At 68.5% G+C, this 17582-nt stretch carries 17 protein-coding genes and 1 tRNA gene; 10 read left to right on the top strand and 8 right to left on the bottom strand.

Going from position 1 to position 17582, the window contains the following annotated elements; translation table 11 throughout:
• Together atzF and KEC56_RS01925 are read right to left on the bottom strand one after the other, a co-directional pair.
• The gene (gene atzF / locus KEC56_RS01930) at nt 1-1746 is read right to left on the bottom strand and encodes an allophanate hydrolase (protein WP_227529592.1); all 1746 of its coding nucleotides are present in this window, start codon (nt 1744-1746) and stop codon (nt 1-3) included.
• The gene (locus KEC56_RS01925; protein ID WP_227529591.1) at nt 1743-2474 is read right to left on the bottom strand and encodes a GntR family transcriptional regulator; all 732 of its coding nucleotides are present in this window, start codon (nt 2472-2474) and stop codon (nt 1743-1745) included. The genes atzF and KEC56_RS01925 overlap by 4 nt, the downstream gene beginning before the upstream one ends.
• Nucleotides 2475-2613: 139 nt before the next feature.
• Here KEC56_RS01925 and KEC56_RS01920 point away from each other — a divergent pair, with 139 nt between their 5' ends.
• Nucleotides 2614-3783 (top strand): thiolase family protein, encoded by a 1170-nt coding sequence (locus tag KEC56_RS01920; protein WP_227529590.1) that lies wholly within the window; start codon nt 2614-2616, stop codon nt 3781-3783.
• 32 nt (nt 3784-3815) lie between these two features.
• On the opposite strand, the gene KEC56_RS01915 is transcribed toward KEC56_RS01920, so the two are convergent.
• Entirely contained in the window at nt 3816-4310 is a 495-nt protein-coding gene (locus KEC56_RS01915) for an MFS transporter (RefSeq protein WP_227529589.1), read from the bottom strand.
• A 270-nt stretch (nt 4311-4580) separates the two neighbouring features.
• On the opposite strand from KEC56_RS01915, the gene KEC56_RS01910 reads away from it, so the two are divergent.
• Nucleotides 4581-6134 carry an MFS transporter gene (locus KEC56_RS01910; protein ID WP_175988972.1) on the top strand — a complete coding sequence of 518 codons (1554 nt, stop codon included), beginning with the start codon at nt 4581-4583 and terminating at the stop codon, nt 6132-6134.
• Between the two features lie 65 nt (nt 6135-6199).
• Nucleotides 6200-7360: a MalY/PatB family protein gene (locus KEC56_RS01905; protein ID WP_227529588.1), complete on the top strand. Its 1161-nt coding sequence runs from the start codon at nt 6200-6202 to the stop codon at nt 7358-7360.
• Here KEC56_RS01905 and KEC56_RS01900 read toward each other — a convergent pair.
• A complete protein-coding gene (locus tag KEC56_RS01900) occupies nt 7323-7631 on the bottom strand; it encodes a hypothetical protein (RefSeq protein WP_227529587.1) in 309 nt (102 codons plus the stop codon). The genes KEC56_RS01905 and KEC56_RS01900 overlap by 38 nt on opposite strands.
• Nucleotides 7632-7805: 174 nt before the next feature.
• Complete coding sequence (locus KEC56_RS01895; protein ID WP_227529586.1) at nt 7806-8870, bottom strand: YeiH family protein; 1065 nt, start codon at nt 8868-8870, stop codon at nt 7806-7808.
• An 82-nt stretch (nt 8871-8952) separates the two neighbouring features.
• On the opposite strand from KEC56_RS01895, the gene KEC56_RS01890 reads away from it, so the two are divergent.
• On the top strand, nt 8953-9864 hold the full coding sequence (locus tag KEC56_RS01890; protein ID WP_227529585.1) for a LysR family transcriptional regulator: 912 nt from the start codon (nt 8953-8955) through the stop codon (nt 9862-9864).
• Nucleotides 9865-9877: 13 nt separating this feature from the next.
• On the opposite strand, the gene KEC56_RS01885 is transcribed toward KEC56_RS01890, so the two are convergent.
• Nucleotides 9878-9948, bottom strand: a tRNA-Gly gene (locus KEC56_RS01885).
• Nucleotides 9949-10042: 94 nt separating this feature from the next.
• Between KEC56_RS01885 and dcd the strand changes: the two genes are divergently transcribed.
• Entirely contained in the window at nt 10043-10648 is a 606-nt protein-coding gene (gene dcd, locus KEC56_RS01880; RefSeq protein WP_175988558.1) for a dCTP deaminase, read from the top strand.
• A 37-nt stretch (nt 10649-10685) separates the two neighbouring features.
• A complete protein-coding gene (locus tag KEC56_RS01875) occupies nt 10686-11285 on the top strand; it encodes a hypothetical protein (protein ID WP_227529584.1) in 600 nt (199 codons plus the stop codon).
• Nucleotides 11286-11383: 98 nt separating this feature from the next.
• On the opposite strand, the gene KEC56_RS01870 is transcribed toward KEC56_RS01875, so the two are convergent.
• The gene (locus KEC56_RS01870) at nt 11384-12163 is read right to left on the bottom strand and encodes a winged helix DNA-binding protein (RefSeq protein WP_227529583.1); all 780 of its coding nucleotides are present in this window, start codon (nt 12161-12163) and stop codon (nt 11384-11386) included.
• An 88-nt stretch (nt 12164-12251) separates the two neighbouring features.
• On the opposite strand from KEC56_RS01870, the gene KEC56_RS01865 reads away from it, so the two are divergent.
• Nucleotides 12252-12785, top strand: coding sequence for a MarR family winged helix-turn-helix transcriptional regulator (locus KEC56_RS01865; RefSeq protein ID WP_227529582.1), 534 nt, complete (start codon nt 12252-12254; stop codon nt 12783-12785).
• A 4-nt stretch (nt 12786-12789) separates the two neighbouring features.
• Here the strand turns inward: KEC56_RS01865 and KEC56_RS01860 are convergent, their stop codons facing one another.
• Complete coding sequence (locus KEC56_RS01860) at nt 12790-14220, bottom strand: MFS transporter (RefSeq protein WP_227529581.1); 1431 nt, start codon at nt 14218-14220, stop codon at nt 12790-12792.
• Nucleotides 14221-14466: 246 nt separating this feature from the next.
• On the opposite strand from KEC56_RS01860, the gene KEC56_RS01855 reads away from it, so the two are divergent.
• From KEC56_RS01855 to KEC56_RS01845, 3 genes are all read left to right on the top strand, one after another.
• Nucleotides 14467-14928, top strand: a complete 462-nt coding sequence (locus KEC56_RS01855) for a DUF3817 domain-containing protein (protein ID WP_227529580.1) — start codon at nt 14467-14469, stop codon at nt 14926-14928.
• A gap of 153 nt (nt 14929-15081) precedes the next feature.
• Entirely contained in the window at nt 15082-16944 is a 1863-nt protein-coding gene (dnaK, locus tag KEC56_RS01850; protein WP_175988549.1) for a molecular chaperone DnaK, read from the top strand.
• Between the two features lie 2 nt (nt 16945-16946).
• Nucleotides 16947-17582 carry a nucleotide exchange factor GrpE gene (locus tag KEC56_RS01845; RefSeq protein ID WP_175988547.1) on the top strand — a complete coding sequence of 212 codons (636 nt, stop codon included), beginning with the start codon at nt 16947-16949 and terminating at the stop codon, nt 17580-17582.

Below are 17582 nucleotides of genomic sequence, written 5' to 3'. Positions count from 1 at the left end.
TCAGACGGCGGCAGGGATGGTGGACGATGCGCGGAAGGCTCGCCATCCCCCGCACTCGGTGATGTCGGGCTGGGTCAGGTCGACGGATGCGGTGAAACCGATCGTGCTGCTGCCGTCGGCCAGTTCGATCTCGCCGAGGGCGAGGGGGGCGGCGATGCTCTGCAGCAGGGATGAGAGGGCAAGCGGGGACATCCGCCACAGCTCCCCGGGGAGCTCCGCCCCGTCCGTCGAACGGACGACGGCCGGTCGCTCGACCTCACCCTCGACCAGCAGCATCCGGAAGTGTGCTGCGGTGCGGATGCTGCGGACGAAGCGCGCACCGAGCGCTTGCAGCTGCGGGTTGAGCGGCTCGCCGGCCATATGCGCACCGAAGACGGCGACCTCGACGCCGTCGATGTCGTAGCCGGTCGTAGCCGTGTCTCCGGTGGCGGTCGTCACGGGAGCCTCATCGAGGAACCGGGCGGCGAGGTCGAGGGCGACCTGGTCGTGGAAGGCGGGGACGACGAACGAGATGCCGAACGCGCCGACACCCGGCACCAGGCCCAGCGGCACGGCGACAGCGGCCATGTCCATGAGATTGACGAAGTTCGTGAAGGTTCCCACGGTGCTGTTGACCCGGATCGGGTCGGCTGCGACCTCGGCCACGGTCGGATGGATCGGCGCCGTCGGGATGAGCAGGGCGTCCGTTCCGGCGAGGACGTTCTCGGCGTGCAGCTTTGCGCGGGCCACCGCCTGCTGCGCGTCGATGACGGCGATGCCCTCCACCGTCATGGCGGCGGTGGCAATCGTCGCGACGGACGGGTCGGCGGATTCCGGATGCTGTGCCAGGAACTCCCCATACGACCAGGCGCGCTCGCTCACGAGGCCCCCGCCGTACAGCAGGGCGGCGGTGGCCAGGAACGGGGCGAGGTCGATCGTTCGCACCTGCGCGCCCATAGCCTCGAGCCTGGCGATTGCCGTGTCGAAGGCGGAGAGCGCGGCAGGGGAGAGGGAGGCGAGACTCGTGCGATCCGGAACGGCGATGGTCGGGCGAGAAGGGGCGGCGTGCCGGGCCGCGGCGCTCCAGGAGCGGCTCTTCGGGTCGCTCGGCGACGGGCCGACGACCTCGCGCATCACCAGCGCGGCGATGGACAGGTCGGCTGCGAACACGGAGACGGTGTCGTACGAGGGTGACGCCGGCACGACGCCGTCGAGCGGGAGCAGTCCCAGCGTGGGCTTGATCCCGAGGATGCCGTTGAATGCGGCGGGAACACGGCCGGAACCCGCCGTATCGGTTCCGAGTGAGAAGTCCACGAGCGCGTGTCCGACGGCCGCCCCGGAGCCCGAGCTGGAGCCGCCGGCCACGCGCTCGGGGTCCAGGGAGCTGGTCACGACCCCGTAGGGGCTGCGCGTGCCGACCAGTCCCGTCGCGAACTGATCCATGTTGGTCTTGCCGATGAGGATCGCTCCGGCGGAGAGCAGGCGCTCGACGACGGTTGCGTCGCGGTCGGCGATCCGGGAGAAGGCGGGATGCCCCGCGGTCGTGGGGAGCCCCGCCACATCGATGTTGTCCTTGACGGCGAAGGCGAGTCCGGCCAGCGGCAGGTGCTCGCCGGCGCGGACGCGCCCGGCGACGGCATCCGCATCGGCGCGCACTGCCGCCTCGTCGCGCACCGTGATCCAAATGGATGCCGGTGCGGCGTCGATCGCCGAGAAGATCTCCGAGATGTCGGCGGCTGCGGCGGCGGGGGCGGTGAGATCGATCATAGGTGCGGGTCCAATCCGGGAGTCATGTGCGAGATCTGCATGGCGCGCGCGGCACGCGCCTCAACGATGGACTGCGACTGACCGACGTGGGTGCGCAGGAAGTCCCGCGCTTCGCTCAGGCGACCGGTGAGCACGAGCTCGAGGATCTCGAGGTGCTCGCTGATCGTCGCGTCGACGCGGTCCTGGGTCAGGTAGTCGTGCATGCGGATGGGGCGGATGCGGCGGTTGACGCGCTCCAGTGCGCTGACGAGCTCGAGATTGCCGGCAGCCCGGAGCAGCGCGATGTGGAACTGCTCGTCGGCGTCCACGAAGCCGGCGTCGGGGGCGACGCCCTGCTCGAGCCGAGTCGTCCACACGAGCTGTTCGGCGGTGATCCTCTCGCGGTCGTGGTGCACGGTCGGGTCGTTCAGTGCCCGATCTATTCCCTGCACCTCGAGCAGGATGCGCAGCTCGTACAGATCCGTGAATTCTTCGAGCGTCGGGGTGTAGCGGAAGAGGGCTCCGTCGCGTTTGATCAGCAGGCCGTCGGCCTCCAGCCGGGCCAGAGCGTCGCGGACCGGGGTGCGGGACACGACGAAGCGTTCAGCGACGTTCTCCTCGGTGAACCGGTGGAAGGGCGAGAACACGGCGCTGAGCAGCTCTGAGCGCAGCTGCTCGTAGATGCGGATCCGGGCGGGGCGCCGATCTACGCTGCCGGGATCCGAAGATGTGGCCAGTGATGTATCCATTGATGGATATCGTGCGGGACGCGTGTTTCGAATGTGTGTACGCACTGTCGCTCGGGTGTAACAGGTGGCGTCCGTTTGTTACAGTCCGTTGAATCCGCGTTCCAACCCGCAGCGCCCAGCCGCGACCTAGAGTGAGCATGTGGCCGAGACCTACATCTATGACGCCGTGCGGACGCCGTTCGGTCGTGCGGGCGGTGCGCTCGCCGGCGTCCGTCCCGATGACCTCGCCGCCACCGTCATGCGCGCTACCGCCCTGCGCACCGGTCTCGACGCCGCGCGCATCGACGACGTGATCTTCGGCGACGCGAACCAGGCGGGCGAGGACAACCGCAACGTCGCCCGCATGGGCGCGCTGCTGGCCGGGTTCCCGACGTCTGTGACCGGTGTGACCGTGAACCGGTTGTGCGCCTCGAGCGTCGAAGCGGTGATCCAGGGGTCGCGGGCGATCGAATCGGGGGATGCCGAGATCATCCTCGCCGGCGGCGTGGAGTCGATGAGCCGCGCGCCGTTCGTGGTCGAGAAGTCCGCGAAGCCGTACCCCGCGACCGGAAACCAGACGATGTGGAACACCGCGATCGGATGGCGCATGACCAACCGGGCCCTGCCGACGGGTTGGACGATCTCGAACGGCGAAGCTGCCGAGAAGACCGCCAGTACGTGGGGCATCAGCCGGGAAGATCAGGATGCCTTCGCCGTCCGCTCGCACGAGCTGGCCGCTGCCGCGTGGGCGGCAGGGGTCTACGACGGCGAGATCGTCCAGGTCCAGGGCGCCGAGCTCGCCCGTGATGAGGGCATCCGTGACGGGTCGACCGTCGAGAAGCTCGCCGGGCTGAAGGCGTTGTTCGCCGAGGACGGCACGGTCACCGCCGGGAACTCGTCGTCGATCAACGACGGCGCTTCCGCCGTGCTGCTGGGCGCCGAGGGCGCCCTCGACATCGAACCGCTGGCGCGGATCGCCGGCCGCGGCGCGCACGGCGTCGACCCGGACGAGTTCCCGACCGCGCCGATCGAGGCCGCGAACAAGGCCCTCGCCCGGGCCGGACGCACCTGGGCCGACGTCGACCTCGTCGAACTCAACGAGGCCTTCGCGTCACAGTCGCTCGCGTGCCTGCGCGGGTGGCCGGAGTTGGACCCCGAGAAGCTCAACATCCACGGCGGGGCACTCGCGATCGGGCATCCGCTCGGCGCATCCGGCGGCCGCATCATCGGCCACGCCGCCCACGAACTCGCCCGCCGCGGCGGAGGCGTGGCCGTCGTCGCGATCTGCATCGGCGTCGGTCAAGGCCTCGCCGTCGTGCTCGAGCGCTGAGGGGGGTCGCCCCGAGCAGAGCAATTCTCGAGCTACGAGCGCGACTCGAGCACGAACCGGTCGCGTCCGGCGAAGATGCCGAAGGCGGTCTGCGCGCTCATGCTCACCAGCAGGATGGTCAGCGGCAGCGTCCAGCTGCCGGTCGCCGCGTGCACGGCGCCGAACAGCGCGGGACCGATCGCCTCGATCGTGTAGCCGACCGACTGCGACATGCCCGACAGCGCCGACGAGGCGGTATGGTCGCGGGCACGATCGGCGATCAGCGTCAGCGAGACGCCGAGCGACAGCCCGGAGGACACGCCGAGCGGCACGACCCACAGGCCGATGCCGTCGGGCCACACCATGAGCCCCGCGAGGCAGGCTCCGCCGAGACCCAGTCTGCGTCCGAACCCGTGCGCGAACGGCGAGACGATGGCCCAGGTGATGAGCACGATCGTCGACAGAGAGCCCAGCAGGGCCAGCGGGACGCCGGTGTCCGCCGAAATGCGGTCGATGACGGGCCCGACGGCCGTGACCGCCGGACGCATCAGCGTCGCGACGAGGCACAGGGCGATGATCGCCGCGAGGGCGCGGCGAGATCCAGTGTCCGAGATGTCCGTGTCCCTCTCTTGCGCAGCGGCGTTCCGTCCAGGTCGCGCTGTTCGGTTGTTCTCAGAATCTCACAGCAGCAGGGTGCGCGAATCCGAGCGCCCCGCCCGCGCGCAATATCACGCGGAACGCCGAATCGCCTCCGAGGACGTCAAGAACAGGCCGTTAGGTTTGACGGCGTTCAAATTCGGCCCAAGGGAGTGATTTCAATGTCCAGCCGAAAGAAAGCGGTCACGAAGCGCAGGAGGCTCGAGGTCGACGACGTCCTGGTCGTCAAGAAGTCGAAGCTGCGCACGGCGATCTCCGGAACCGTCGTCGGCAACTTCATGGAGTGGTTCGACTTCGGAATCTACGGATACCTCGCCGTCACGCTCACCGCCGTCTTCACGTCGGATGCCCCTGGCGGGCTCGGCCTGCTGCTGACGCTGCTCGGATTCGCGATCTCGTTCCTCGTGCGTCCGCTCGGCGGCTTCATCCTGGGGCCGCTCGGCGACAGGATCGGCCGTCAGCGCGTGCTGTTCCTGACGATGACGATGATGGCGATCGCGACCGCGCTCATCGGTCTGCTGCCGACCTCCGAGGCGATCGGCCTGTGGGCGATCGTGCCTCTCTACTTCCTGAAGATGGTGCAGGGCTTCTCGACCGGCGGCGAATACGCCGGTGCGACGACGTACGTCTCGGAGTTCTCGCCCGACCGCTCGCGCGGGTACTGGTCGTCGTTCCTCGACGTCGGATCGTACGTCGGCTTCGCCGCCGGTGCCTCGACCGTCGCGATCACGACCTGGATCGTGGAGGGCATCTCGGGCGCCGGCGCCATGGTCGACTACGGCTGGCGCATCCCGTTCCTCGTCGCGATCCCGCTGGGTGCGGTGGCGATCTGGTTCCGGATGAAGATCCCGGAGACCCCCGCCTTCGAGGCCGAGGAGAAAGACGCCCGCCCGGAGGACGGCAGCGACCCGCTGGGCCGCCTCGGCATCATCGGCATCTTCCGTCACCACTGGCGCGTCATCCTCATCGGCATCGCGCTGGTGTCGGCGACGAACACGGCCGGCTACGCGCTGACGAGCTACATGCCGACGTACCTCGAGACCGAGGTCGGTGTCTCCAACCTCATGGCCGCGATCGCCACCGTCCCGGTGCTCATCGTCATGAGCGCCTGCCTGCCGCTGATCGGAAAGCTCTCCGACAAGATCGGCCGCAAGCCCGTGTACGGCATCGCCGTGGTGTCGACGATCGTGCTGATGATCCCCGCGTTCACGGTCATGCAGATCGGCCAGGAGTGGGCGGTCATGCTGGCGCTGGCGATGGTCGCGATCCCCGTCGCGTTCTACGTCGCGATCTCGGCATCCGCTCTGCCCGCGCTGTTCCCGACAGCCTCGCGCTTCGGCGCCATGGCGATCGCATACAACCTGGCCGTCTCGCTGTTCGGCGGAACGACGCCGCTGTTCAGCCAGGCGCTGATCGATCTGACCGGCAACACCTACATGCCGGCGTTCTACATCATGTTCTTCGCGGCTCTCGGCGGCATCGCGATGCTGTCGATGAAGGAGACGGCCAAGCGTCCGCTGCTGGGCTCGTTCCCGACGGTCGAGACGAAGGCCGAGGCCAAGGAGCTCGTCGCCGAGCAGGACGAGAACGAGCTTCTCGACACGAGCACGATGCCGCTCGAGATCATCGTCCCGGCCGTCGCCGAGATGGAGAACGAGCGACGGGATGCCGATCCCGAGGCCGACCCGTCGGGGAAGAAGCCCGAGCCGGTCTGATCCCGAACATGCCCCGAGTGCGGCCGACGGTTGACCCGTCGGCCGCACTCGTATTGTCTGGAGTGATGCTCTCGCATCCATTCGACCAGCTCACCTCTGCAGACCTGCGTGCCGCGGGAAGTCTCAAGTGGACGATGTTCCCCGACACGATCGGCGCCTTCGTCGCCGAGATGGACTTCGGCGTCGCGCCGGTCATCACGTCGGCGATCGACGAGGCCCTCGCGGCGGGGCTGACCGGCTACCTTCCGCAGCATCTCGACGCCGCGTTGCGGGAGGCGACGGCTCGGCGCTACACCGAGCGCCACGGCTGGACGCTCGCACCCGACCAGGTGCGTCTCGTGCCGGATGTCATCGTGGCCCTCGAGTTCACGATCAAGAACTTCACCTCGCCGGATGCTGCGATCATCGTGCCGACTCCGGCATACATGCCGTTCCTCTCCGTGCCGCCTCGGCATGGCCGCGGAGTGATCGAGGTGCCCAGCATCCGTGACGGAGACCGCTGGGTGATGGATCTGGACGGCATCGCGGCGGCGTTCGCCGCGGGCGGCGAGATGCTCGTGCTCTGCAACCCGCACAACCCGCTTGGCACGGTGGCGACGCGCGACGAACTGGTCCAGGTGGCGGCGGTCGTGACGGATGCCGGCGGCCGGGTCTTCGCGGACGAGATCCATGCCCCTCTCGTCTACGCTCCGGCGACGCACATCCCTTATGCGTCGGTCTCACCCGCGGCGGCGGCGCACACGGTGACTGCGGCATCCGCCTCGAAGGCGTGGAACCTCGCCGGACTCAAGTGCGCGCAGATCATCTTCTCCGCCACGGAGTCGCTCGAGAAGTGGGAGGCAGATGGCGGCTGGACCGGCCACGGCACGTCGACGCTCGGCGCGGTCGCGAACCTCGCCGCGTACACCGCGGGTGAGGCCTGGCTCGACGATGTCGTCTCGTACCTCGACGGCAACCGACGGCTGCTGGCCGAGCTCGTCGAGGATCTCCCGGGCGTGCACGTGAGCATGCCGGAAGGGACATACATCGCGCTGCTCGACTTCCGGGAGACCGGACTGTCGGGCGATCTCGGCGCGTGGTTCCGCGAGCACGCCGGTGTCGCGATGACCGACGGGGCTGCGTGCGGCGAGGCGGCGATCGGATTCACGCGGTTCGTTTTCGCGATGCCGCGGCCGATCCTGCGCGAGGCTATCGAACGGATCGGGCGGGCGCTGCGAGAGCGGTGAGAGCCGGCGCTCTCACGAGCGCGCCTCCGAACGCGTCCCCTGACAGCCGCGTCCCGCAGCACGCGTCAGCCACCGCATGCGGCGCGTGCCGGACGAGCAGCGAGCCCTGCAGCGCGAGGGCGAGGAGAGTGGTGACGAGGCGTCGCGCCGAAGCATCCGGAACAGGGGCGGATGCCACCTCCCGAGCGAGCCCGCGCGTGTGCTCGATCCAGGCATCCAACTGTGCGTCCGCCCCGACGGCGCGCGAGAGCTCGATGTCGAATGCCGTCATCGCGGGCTGGTCGATGAGCACCCGGCCGAACGCCGAGCGGTGGCGAGCATGCCAGGCGGCCTCGGCGGTCGCCTGCCGAGCTTGTCCTTGAGGCGCTGGACGCCCGGTGATTCACGACGTCGTGAGGCATCAGGCCATGCACTCACGCCGCCCCGGATGCCGGAAGGCGCCGCGTCACGCGAAGGAGGAGGTGACAGCGATCGTGCCCAGCGCCGTCAGGGTGACGAGCATCCACAGGATGCCGCCGAGCGCGAGTGGCCGCCAGCCCGCACGCCGCAGCGCCGGGATGTCGGTAGACAGGCCGATGCCCGCGAGCGCCATCGCGATGAGGAAGACGCTGAGAGTCACGAGGACCTCGCGCGGAGCATCCGGTATGAGCCCTGTCGAATTGATCACGGCCACGACGATGAACCCGATGAGGAACCACGGCACGAGCTTCGCGATCCGCTTCCCGTTCAGACGCTGTCCGTTCCCGTCACGACGGGCCTCCATCACGGAGAGGCCGACGCTGATCGGGATGATCATGAGGGTCCGCACGAGCTTGACGACGACCGCGAAGCCGAGGGCGGCGGTGCTGTACGCGCCGGCGGCGGCGACAACGGAACTCGTGTCGTTCACGGCCGTGCCCGCGAACAGGCCGAAGGTGTGCGGGTCGAGGTTCAGGGCGTGACCGATCACGGGGAAGACGATGACGGCGAGGATGTTGAACAGGAAGATCGTCGAGACCGCGTAGGCGATCTCTGCGCTCGCGGCGCCGATGACGGGGGAGATCGCGGCGATGGCGGATGCCCCGCAGATCCCCGTTCCCACGCCGATCAGGGTGGTGAGCCGGCGCTCGGTGCGCAGCATCCGTCCGATCAGCCAGGCGCCCAGCAGGCAGACCGTCAGCGTCGTCAGCATGATCGGCAGCGACTCGAGGCCGACCTGCAGGATGCTGCCGAGCGAGAGCTGCACGCCGAGGAGGACGACCGCGAGCTGCAGCAGGAACTTGCTCGAATACGCGATGCCGGGCTGGATTCGGGCGTCCGTCTTCTCGTGCGTTCTCATGATTCGTGGTCGCAGGAGGGAGAGGAGCACGCCGATGATGATCGCCGGGACGGCGGAGCCGAGGACCGGCAGCACCGATCCGATTCCGGTCGCGACGAGGGCGATCGCCGCCGTGAGCAGGACGCCGGGGAGCACCTCGAGGCCGCGCGAGGTCAGACGCCGGGGGAGGGTGGACGCGGGAGAGAACTGCACGGTTCCACTCTTCTGCAGGCGGTGGCCCAGCGGTACGGGTCTAGGTTCGATAGGGGTACACGATCAGACTGTGGGGTGGGTGATGCAGGGAGTCCCGGACATCGAGGCGCTCGAGCTGCTCGTCGCGGCGGTCCGCCGCGGATCCATCTCGGCAGCGGCGCGCGACTGCGGGGTCACGCAGCAGTCCGCGTCGGTGCGCCTGCGCGGCATCGAACGCCAACTCGGGATGGAGCTGCTGCTGCGCACCCCGCGGGGAGTCGCACCCACGGCGGGCGGGGAGACCATCGCATCCTGGGCCGAGGACGTGCTGGCCGGGGCCGAGCGCTTCCGCGCGGGCGTCGAGACACTGCGCGGCGAGAGCAGCCGTGAGCTCACGGTCGCCGCGAGCCAGACCGTGTCCGCCCACATGATCCCTGAGTGGCTCGTCGCGCTGCGGGATCGACAGGTCCGCGCCGGTCGTGCACCGACCGCTGTGCGGTTACTGACGGCGAACAGCACCGAGGTCGAGGCGCTGGTCCGCGAAGGCACGGCCGACCTCGGCTTCATCGAGTCGTCCGCTGTGCCTGCCGGGCTCTCCCGCACGACCGTCCGCATGGACGCGCTCACTCTGGTCGTCGCGCCGTCGCATCCGTGGGCTCGGCGGCAGGCGATCCCGATCGAGGAGGTCGCCGGCGCAGAACTCGTCGCCCGCGAGGCCGGCAGCGGCACGCGTCAGACGTGGGAGGACGCGGTGCGCAGGATCATCGGGCGGGATGCCGTGGCGCCGGCCGTCGTGCTGCCGACATCGGCTGCTGTGCGCATGGCCGCAGCCGAAGGGCTCGCTCCTGCCGTGCTGTCCACGCTCGCCGTCGCCGACGACATCAGGCTCGGGCGACTCGTCGAGGTGCCGCTGGAGGGGCTCCCGATCGCTCGCCCGATCACAGCGCTCTGGCGTGGTGGTGCGCGGGATCTCGCATCGGTCAGCCGTGAGCTCGTCGAGGTCGCGGCGGAGTGACGGCGGTGCGTCGAGGGACTGACGGGAATCGAACCCGCGCTGTCTGCTTGGGAAGCAGAAGTTCTACCATTGAACTACAGTCCCGGAGCCTTGCGGCGTCTGGCCAGCATAACAAACGCACGAGGCGTGCCCGACACTCGACAGGCTCAGCCTTCGGCATCCCAGTAGGCTGATTCCCGTGCTTCTCAGCGATCGCGACATCAAGGCAGAACTCGCATCCGGCAAGATCGGGCTGAGCCCGCATGAGCCGGAGATGATCCAGCCGTCGAGCATCGACGTGCGCCTGGACCGGTACTTCCGTCTGTTCGACAACCACAAGTATCCGTTCATCGACCCGGCCGAGGACCAGCCCGAGCTCACCCGCCTGATCGAGGTCAAGCCGGACGAGCCGTTCATCCTGCACCCCGGAGAGTTCGCTCTCGGCGCCACCTTCGAGCAGGTCAGCCTCGCCGACGACATCGCAGCACGGCTCGAGGGCAAGTCCTCGCTCGGCCGCCTCGGCCTGATCACGCACTCCACGGCGGGGTTCATCGATCCCGGCTTCACCGGGCACGTCACGCTCGAACTCGCGAACGTCGCGACGCTGCCGATCAAACTGTGGCCCGGCATGAAGATCGGTCAGCTCTGCTTCTTCCGGCTGACCTCGGCCGCTGAGAATCCCTACGGCTCCGGGCCGTACGGCAACCGCTACCAGGGGCAGCGCGGGCCGACGGCATCCCGTTCGTTCCAGAACTTCCACCGCACCGACGTCGGCACGATCGACGCCGGATCCCTCGGCGGCTGACCGTGACTCGGGCGCGCCGCGCCCGTAGGATCGAGGCGTGACCGGCGACGAAACCGAGAACGTTCCAGACCCGACGACGGATGCCGCGTCAGCGGCTCCCTCCTCGGACGCAGCCGCTGCGGCCGCGGAGCCGCCAGCGCCACCGGTGGCATCCGGTGCCGTGGATCCTTACGCCGTCCCGGCGCCCGAGACCGTCGCCACCCCCGACGCGGAAGCGGCCATCGAGGGTTTCGAAGTCCCGCCGCCGCCTGAGTTCGAGGCGGCGCCGCCGCCTCCCATCCCGGAACCCGTCATCCCGCCGTCCTCGACGGAGGACGCCGAGCCGGCGGATCCGGATGCTGCCCCAGGACTGCGCAGGCGCCGCACCTGGGCGCCGAACGACACGTGGACGACGGCGTCGTCGCACAAGCACGAGGGTGTGCTGCCGACCGCGGCCGAGAAGGCCCAGACGAGGGCGGCCGCATCCCGGGCGGCGACCGAGCGTGACGAGGCGACCCGGAACGACGTCCCCAGCCCGGCCGCGGGCGGAACAGAGGGCAACAGCTATCGCGGCTGGACCGTCGCGATCTACGGCGGCCTCGCGGTGCTGTTCCTCGGCGCGATCGGCCTGATGGCCTTCCTCGGCCTCAGCGGCTGACCTCGTCCGCGACCGCGTCCGGTCGCACGGGTTGAAAGAAGGGTTTCCGGGCCGGCGATGCACCGTGAGCCCGGAAACCCTGCTTTCATGGAGCGGATTCAGCGGTCGTCGCGACCGCGGCTGAACCCGGCGTCGAAGCCGCGTTCGTAGGCGCCCTGCACGAACCGTGCGACGCGCGCGCGGCCCTGGCCGTGGCGCTTGTAGCCGTGACCGTGCGGGCCGTGACCCGGGTGCGGGTGGCGGCCGTGCTCGGCGTCGTGCGCGAACGCGTGCTCGCCGTGGCGGCACTCGTCGTGTCCGTCGAAGCCGTGTCCGTCGAAGCCGTGCTCGCCGTGAGCATGCTCGGCATCGCGCGGACCGAATCCGCGGCCGAAGCCGCGTCGGAATCCGCGCGGACCGAACGCGGGGCCGAAACCAGGACCGAAACCACGGCGCCCGTGGCGGTGTCCGCGGTCACGTCCGCGCCCCCGGGGCAACGGAGTGTTCTCGTCCCAGCCGAACGCGCGAGCGATCTGCTCGAGCGTGGCAAGGGCGGTGGCGAGGTCCTCAGCGGGAACCGCTTCGCTGACCTTCGCCCGGATGCCGTCGACGATCGCGCCGAGGCGCTCCTTCGCCTCGCGGCCCTCGTCCGTGAGGTTCCAGGTGCCATCGGCATCCGTCACCCAGCCGAGCTCGAGAAGCCGGCCCATCTTGTGCGCCGGGATCGGCTGGCCGTCGGAGACGGTTCGGTCGATGCGGTTCAGCATCCGCCAGTCGCGACGGGTGATGCTGAACGACTCGAAGGCAGTGGCGAACTCGGCGGCCATGAGGCGGTCGACGGCCTTCAGCCAATAGCCGAACGGACGGAGGTTCTGTTCGTTGTTCTCAGTGGTGTTCATGGGGGAATCCTTTGCTTGTAACTGTGCATGTATATGTAGTGTGACATGCAATGCGAATGCATGTCAAGTCGCATGTAATATCACAGATGTGAGCACCGACAACCCGGACCCTGCCGAAGCCATCGCACACGCCCTCTCGCGCCTGCGCGGGCGCCGATCCTCCGGCCCGCGAGGACGCGGCCACGGCGGTACGTTCGGCGAGCACGGCCCGCACGGCCACGACCACGGACACCACGGTGCGCCGCCGTTCGGTGGGCCACCGTGGGGCGGCCCCGGCGGACGCATGGGCGGAGGCCCCGCGCTGTTCCGCATGCTGGATGCTCTGGCTACGGCATCCGAACCGCTCAGCGTCAGCGAGATCGGCGAGGCGATCGGCGTCGATCAGCCCCGGGCGTCGCGCCTCGTGCAGCAGGCGGTCCAGCGCGGACTCGTCCAGCGCGAAGCCGATCCCGAAGACGCGCGCCGCACCCGCATCGCCCTGACCGACGACGGGCGCCGCATCGCCAAGGGCATGCGCGGTGAACGCCGTCAGGTGCTGAGCAAGGCCCTCGAGTCGTTCACCGAAGCGGAGAAGGCAGAGCTCGCCCGACTGCTCGGCAAGCTCGCCGACAACTGGGACTGAGGGCTCAGACCCCGACGTCCTTCGGGAACCGCACGAACAGCAGCAGCACGAGGCCGATGAGCAGGATCAGCCCGATCCCGAGCACTCCGTAGACGATCCCGCCGAACCACATGAGGAACAGCGACCAGGCCAGAGGCGAGAGGAACGACGCCACGCGCCCCGTCGTCGCATACAGTCCGAAGATCTCGCCCTGCTGGCTCGGCGGCGTCAAACGCGTGAGCAGACTGCGGCTGGCCGCCTGCGTCGGCCCGACGAATGCGCACAGCAGCAGGCCGCAGATCCAGAAAACGATGGTTCCGAGATCCTTGAGCGCGTAAACGACGAACGCCATGGCGACGAGGCCCGAGAGGGCGATGACGATGAGGCGACGCGGTCCGATCCTGTCGTCGAGGCGCCCGGCGAGCAGCGTCGAAACGCCGGCGACGAGGTTCGCGGCGAGGCCGAAGACGATGACCTCGAGGAACGAGAAGCCGAACCCTTGCGCTGCGAGCACGGCGCCGAAGGCGAACACCCCGGCCAGGCCGTCGCGGTAGACGGCCGCCGACAGCATGAACCAGAACGTCGAGCGGTTGGTGCGGAACAGCTTCGCGATGTTCTGCCCCAGCACGACGTAGGAGCGGAAGAAGCCGACCTTCTGCGAGGTTCCGTGCGCGGGCGACTCCGGAACGTTGCGGAACATCGGGATCGAGAACACGATCGTCCACACCGCGCAGATGACGGCGACGAGCTTGAACGACAGCGGGTCGCTCTGGCCGACGATGAACAGCACCGGGATGCAGACGATCAGGGCGACCACGCCGCCGATGTAGCCGAGGCCCCAGCCGAGACCCGAGATGCGCCCGACGTTCTTCGGCGTCGACACCTCCGAGAGCATCGCGTAGTAGCTGACATTGCCGATCTCGCTGACCACGGCGGCGATCGCGACGGCGAAGGCGCCGAACCAGAAGTACCGCGGATCGGCCTCGACGAAGAACAGCGCGAACTGCAGCAGGGCGACGCCGATCGTCGCGCCGATCACCCACTTCTTCTTGTTGCCGCGGGCGTCAGCCTGCTGACCGAGCACCGGCGCCAGCACGAGGATCACGATGCCGGCGGCGAAGTTCGCCCAACCCCACCAGGCCGACAGGTCGGTGAGGCCCCGGCAGTAGTCGGATCCGATGTACTCGGCCTGGTTGCAGTTCATGTAGCTGCCGTCGGCGAGCTGCCCGGATGCGCGGACGTCCTCGTCGAGGAACATCCGCGACGTCAGGTAAAGCGCGATCCAGACGAAGGTCAGGATGACGGTGTTGAACGGCTGCATCGCCCAGTCCCACATCGCCCACGAGACGACCTGCTTGCGCGTGGCCTGCGGCGCGCCCTCGTGCTCGCGGCCGAAAGCGGTCATCGCGGCCGTGGTGACCGGCGTATCCGCAGGCTCGGCGTGCTCATCGGTCATGTTCGAAGTCTGGCGGGGGCCGGTGAACAGCGGGTAGCGGCGCGCCGACGGCGCCTCGCTGCCCCCAGTCCGTGTGGATCGGCCTGAGGACGCGGGTGCTCCGTCGGGTGCATCTCCTCTGCCCCTGCGACCGTGGAAGCGTGACAACGACCGTGCGCATCCTCGTCGCCCCGTGACGCCCATGCAGCGCATCCGAGGCGATGCTCCGGGTAGCGTGGAACACACCGCCGACGAACGAGGAGCGCGATGTTCAGAACCCCCGCCCGCCTGTACCGAGTCCTCGCCGTCGCCGAGGCGATCACGTGGACTTTGCTGATCTCGGCGCTCATCGCCCGGGCTGTCGGAGCTCCGGGAATCGTGGTGACAATCGCCGGCGGCATCCACGGGTTCGTGTTCCTCTCCTACGGCGCGACCGCGATCCTCGTCGCCTTCAACCAGCGCTGGTCGATCGGCGTCGGCATCCTCGCCGTCGTCAGTGCGATCGTGCCGTACGCGACGATTCCGATGGAGATCTGGCTGCACCGCACCGGGCGGTTGACCGGCCCGTGGCGGCTCGAGGCGAGCGACCACCCGCAGGACCGCACCTGGTACGACCGGACGATGCGCTGGTTCCTCAATCGCGCGTGGGTGCTCGTCGCGCTCATCGCGGTCGCCGTCGTGGCGCTGTATGTGATCCTCCTGATCGCGGGGCCCCCCGGCGGGAAATGATTCCCGCCCACCGCGCGGAGTCAAAGTTGAGCCAATTCATATCAAGTTCACTTGACACCGCGAAGGGGCGGGAGTACAGTTGAGCCATCGCGGCTCAGGTTTCTGAGTTGCCCTGAACTTCATCCACGTACTTCCGACCAGAAGGAGAATCACATGGCACGTGCTGTTGGAATCGACCTCGGAACGACGAACTCCGTCGTCAGCGTCCTCGAGGGTGGCGAGCCTAAGGTCATCGCCAACGCCGAGGGCTTCCGCACGACCCCCTCGGTGGTCGCATTCACCAAGGACGGCGAGGTGCTCGTCGGCGAGACCGCCAAGCGCCAGGCCGTCACCAACGTCGACCGCACCGTTGCATCCGTCAAGCGACACATGGGCACCGACTGGACCTTCGACGTCGACGGCAAGAAGTGGACGCCGCAGGAGATCTCCGCGCGCATCCTCATGAAGCTCAAGCGCGACGCCGAGTCGTACCTGGGCGACACGGTGACGGATGCCGTCATCACCGTCCCCGCGTACTTCAACGACGCCGAGCGCCAGGCCACCAAGGAGGCCGGCGAGATCGCGGGCCTGAATGTCCTGCGCATCATCAACGAGCCCACAGCCGCGGCCCTCGCCTACGGCCTCGACAAGGGCAAGGAGGACGAGCTCATCCTCGTCTTCGACCTCGGTGGCGGAACGTTCGACGTCTCGCTGCTCGAGGTGGGCAAGGACGACGACTTCTCGACGATCCAGGTCCGTTCGACGGCCGGTGACAACCGCCTCGGCGGTGACGACTGGGACCAGCGCCTGGTCGATCACCTGATCAAGCAGTTCAAGGAGACCAGCGGCGTCGACGTGTCGGGCGACAAGATCGCCCTGCAGCGTCTGAAGGAGGCCGCGGAGCAGGCGAAGAAGGAGCTGTCGAGCTCGACCAGCACCTCCATCAACCTGCCCTACCTGTCGCTCACCGAGTCGGGCCCGGTGTCGCTGTCCGAGACGATCACCCGCGCGAAGTTCGAGGACCTCACCAAGGACCTGCTCGACCGCACGAAGAAGCCGTTCGAGGACGTCATCCGCGAGGCGAACGTCAAGGTCTCCGACATCGACCACGTCGTGCTCGTCGGTGGCTCGACCCGCATGCCCGCCGTCGCCGAGCTCGTCAAGCGCGAGACCGGCAAGGAAGCCAACAAGGGCGTCAACCCGGATGAGGTCGTCGCCGTCGGCGCCGCACTCCAGGCCGGTGTCCTCAAGGGCGAGCGCAAGGACGTGCTGCTGATCGACGTCACCCCGCTGAGCCTCGGCATCGAGACCAAGGGCGGCCGGATGACCAAGCTCATCGAGCGCAACACGGCCATCCCGACCAAGCGCAGCGAGACCTTCACCACGGCCGACGACAACCAGCCGTCCGTCGCGATCCAGGTCTTCCAGGGCGAGCGCGAGTTCACCCGCGACAACAAGCCGCTGGGCACCTTCGAGCTGACCGGCATCGCGCCGGCTCCCCGCGGTCTGCCGCAGATCGAGGTCACGTTCGACATCGACGCGAACGGCATCGTGCACGTGTCCGCCAAGGACAAGGGCACCGGCAAGGAGCAGTCGATGACCATCACCGGCGGCTCGTCGCTGTCGAAGGAAGACATCGACCGGATGGTCCGCGAGGCCGAGGAGAACGCCGCTGAGGACAAGAAGCGTGCCGAGGCCCTCGAGCAGCGCAACCAGGCCGAGACCCTCTCCTACTCGATCGAGAAGCTGATCAAGGAAAACGAGGACAAGCTCCCCGCCGAGGTCAAGGACGAGGTCCAGGCCGACGTCGACGCTCTGAAGACGGCTCTGGCCGGCGATGACGACGACGCGGTCAAGACCGCTCTCGACAAGCTGAACGAGTCGCAGAGCAAGCTCGGCGAGGCGATCTATGCGCAGTCACAGGCGGATGCCGCGGCCGGCGCATCCGCTGAGGGCGAGGCTCCTGCGGGCGACGCATCCTCCGACGAGGATGTCGTCGACGCCGAGGTCATCGACGACGAGGACGAGAAGAAGTAACCATGACGGACAAGAACTTCGAAGAAGTTCCTGAGGACGCGGGGTCGGATGCTGCGGCATCCGGCCCCGCGCCGCAGGAGAACGCCGGAACCGGGCAGAACCCGGCCTCCGCCGAGGCGAAGGCTGCCGAGGGATCGGATAGCGACCTCACGGTCGACGACATCCTGAACGCGGGGCAGACAGATGAGGCAGCAGCCTCTGACGACGCCTCGCTCGCTGATGCCGAGAATGCGCTGCTGACCGACCTCAAGCGTCTGCAGGCGGAGTACGCGAACTACCGTCGCCGGACGGAGGAGCAGCGGCACATCGAGATCGCCCGCGCCAAGGGCGAGGCCGCCAAGGGCCTGCTGCCCGTGCTCGACGACCTCGACCGTGCCACGCAGCACGGCGACCTGGTCGAGGGCACGCCTTTCTACGTGATCGGCGAGAAGGTGCGCGCCGTCGTGGAGCGTCTGGGCGTGGTCTCGTACGGCGAGGCGGGCGAGGAATTCGACCCGCAGCAGCACGAGGCGATCTTCCAGCAGCCGACCCCGGGTGCCGAGAAGTCCACGATCCTCGAGGTGGTCGAGGTCGGCTACCGCCTGGGCGATGTCGAACTGCGTCCTGCGAAGGTCGTCGTCGCCGTTCCAGCGGAGTAG

Source organism: Microbacterium tenebrionis (genome assembly GCF_020682665.1).
GTDB classification, from domain to species: Bacteria; Actinomycetota; Actinomycetes; order Actinomycetales; family Microbacteriaceae; genus Microbacterium; species Microbacterium tenebrionis.
Note: the sequence above shows the minus strand (reverse complement) of the source record. Positions and strands in the feature narration are given on the sequence as shown.